3 protein-coding genes are annotated in these 2,489 nt (G+C 57.3%); all 3 read left to right on the forward strand.

The window, feature by feature from the left end; all coding sequences use genetic code 11:
- Window positions 1–83 precede the first annotated feature (83 nt).
- From tnpA to tnpC, 3 genes are read left to right on the forward strand one after another with little or no spacing between them, the layout of a single operon-like run.
- Window positions 84–392 (forward strand): IS66 family insertion sequence element accessory protein TnpA, encoded by a 309-nt coding sequence (gene tnpA, locus ABIE59_RS19855; protein ID WP_354449529.1) that lies wholly within the window; start codon window positions 84–86, stop codon window positions 390–392.
- Entirely contained in the window at window positions 392–760 is a 369-nt protein-coding gene (tnpB, locus tag ABIE59_RS19860; protein ID WP_354449530.1) for an IS66 family insertion sequence element accessory protein TnpB, read from the forward strand. Before tnpA ends, tnpB begins: the two co-directional genes overlap by 1 nt.
- 56 nt (window positions 761–816) lie before the next feature.
- A complete protein-coding gene (gene tnpC, locus ABIE59_RS19865; protein WP_354449531.1) occupies window positions 817–2,460 on the forward strand; it encodes an IS66 family transposase in 1,644 nt (547 codons plus the stop codon).
- The last annotated feature ends 29 nt before the right edge of the window (window positions 2,461–2,489 follow it).

Here is a 2,489-nt window from a genome sequence, read left to right on the forward strand (position 1 = left end):
GTAAGCGCCAATAAACCAGCACCTACCCCACAGCTATAAGATTACCCAAACTGGATTCCTCACCAACCCCAAGAGGAATCGTCATGACACCAACCGAACGGAAACAAGCCTGGCAGCAGCATATCACGGACTGGCAGGCGTCCGGCCTGTCCGGAATGGCCTACTGCAAGCAACAGACACTGACTTACTGCCGGTTTGTCTACTGGCGACAGAAGCTTACGGGAAGCGAGGAGCCCGGCAAGGCGGATCAAGCTCGCTCCGGATTTGCCCGCGTGGCCCCGATGCCAGATGCCGGAGCCGGTTTGACCGTATCGTTACCGGGCGGCGTATCGATTACCGGTCTGCATGCTGGCAACATTGAGTTGTTGAGTGCGGTACTGAGGCAGCTGTGATGCGCCATCGGTATCTACGTCCATCCTGGGATCTCCCGGAGATCTACCTGTACCGAAACCCCATCGACTTCCGCAAGCAGGCCAACGGCCTGGCGCTGATTGTCGAGCAGGAGCTGGGGCACAGTCCCTTCTCCGGCGCCCTCTACGCCTTCACCAACCGGCAGCGGAACAAGATCAAATGCCTGATGTGGGAAGACAATGGGTTCGTGCTCTATTACAAGGCTTTGGCTGAGGAAAAGTTCAAGTGGCCAGGGCCGTCGGATGACCTGATGCCGTTGACCGGCGAGCAGATCAACTGGCTGCTGGACGGCTACGACATCACCCTGTTACGGGGCCACAAAACCCTGCATTACGAGAGCGTTGGATAGCCCTTTTTTATCATTTTTCAGGTGTGCCAGGGCGTTGTTTTTGCTATAATTTCGTCATGAAATCAACGCCTGATAACGCCTCTTTAAACCCCGATTTCAGCGGTCTTTCCACCGCTGAGATGCTGGCTGTTATCGGCAACCTGCAAGAGCAACTGGCCTCGAAAGAAGAGTCACTTCTGAACCGGCAGGTTCAATTGAAGCAGCGCGATGAGACTATTCAGCGCCGTGACAACTACATCGCTATCCTCGAAGAACTGCTGCGCCACAAGAAGATCCAGCAGTTCGCCGCCAGCAGTGAAAAGCAAACCGATCAGATCCAGCTGTTCGATGAAGCCGAACTGGAAGTCGGGATTGACGAACTGCGCGAGGAGCTGCCCGAGGATGTCGAAGAAGCCGACGCGCCGCCTCGTTCCCGCAAGCGCCGTCAGCGCGGCTTCTCCGACACGCTGCTGCGTGAGTGTATCGAACTGACGCTCAGCGACGACGAGAAAGCCGGTGCCAGCAAGACCTTCTTCACCAAGGTGAAGGAAGAACTGGAGTACATCCCGGCCCAACTGAAGGTGCTGGAGTACTGGCAGGAAAAGGCGGTGTTCGAGCAGGATGGTGAGGAACGAATCCTGGCGGCCGCCCGTCCCACTCACCCGCTGGGCAAGTGTGTGGCCACACCGTCACTGCTGGCTTACCTCATTACCTCCAAGTACGCCGACGGGCTGCCTCTGTACCGGCAGGAACAGATGTTCCAGCGCTTGGGCCACGAAGTCAGCCGCACCAGCATGGCCCACTGGATCATCCGGCTGAAGGACGTCTTCCAGCCGCTAATCAACCTGATGCGGGAAATCCAGAACGCCAGCGATTACCTCCAGGCCGATGAAACCCGGATCCAGGTGCTCAAGGAAGATGGTAAAAAAGCCCAATCGGACAAATGGATGTGGGTGACCCGGGGCGGGCCACCGGGAAAACCCTCGGTGCTGTTCGAATACGACCCATCGCGAGGTGGCAAGGTGCCGGTGCGTCTGCTGGACGACTTCCAGGGTATCCTGCAAGCCGATGGCTATTCCGGCTACGGACAGGTCTGCCGTGAGAACAAGCTGACGCGGATCGGATGCTGGGATCATGCCCGGAGGAAGTTCGTGGAAGCCTCCCGAGCCGCCCCGATCACAGGCAAAAAAGGCCAGCCCTCAAAAGCCGATGTAGCCCTGAGCTACATCCGCAAACTGTACGCAGTCGAAAAGGCTGCCCGGGATCTGAGCGATGTCGAACGCTACCGGGTTCGGCAGGAAAAGAGCCTGCCGCTCCTAAATGCCTTTAAAGCCTGGCTGGAGAAAAACCGCAGCAAGGTGATGAAAGGTATGCTCACCCGCACCGCCATGGACTACACCCTGAACCAGTGGGACACCCTGATCGGCTACTGCGAACGCGGTGACCTGAAAATCAGCAATGCTGGAGCAGAGAACGCTATTCGCCCGTTTGCTCTGGGTCGAAGGGCCTGGCTGTTCGCCGATACCTCACAAGGGGCGAAAGCCAGCGCCACCTGCTATTCGCTCATTGAAACCGCCAAGGCCAACAGCCTGGAACCCTCCGCTTATATCCATCATGTGCTGAAGCACATTGCCGATGCGGACACCCTCGAAAAACTGGAAACACTGCTGCCCTGGAACGTTGAGTTGCCGGCTTTGAAAAAAGTGGCTCAATACGATTAGGGCAAGAGGGTCGATTTAGCGGCGCTTAC

The sequence above is a fragment of the Marinobacter sp. MBR-99 genome (assembly GCF_040547575.1).
GTDB lineage: Bacteria > Pseudomonadota > Gammaproteobacteria > Pseudomonadales > Oleiphilaceae > Marinobacter.

Excerpts from the sequence above, each read along its gene's own strand:
- tnpA (WP_354449529.1), top strand. The coding sequence starts at position 84 with ATGACACCAACCGAACGGAAACAAGCCTGGCAGCAGCATATCACGGAC.
- tnpB (WP_354449530.1), top strand. The coding sequence starts at position 392 with ATGCGCCATCGGTATCTACGTCCATCCTGGGATCTCCCGGAGATCTAC.
- tnpC (WP_354449531.1), top strand. The coding sequence starts at position 817 with ATGAAATCAACGCCTGATAACGCCTCTTTAAACCCCGATTTCAGCGGT.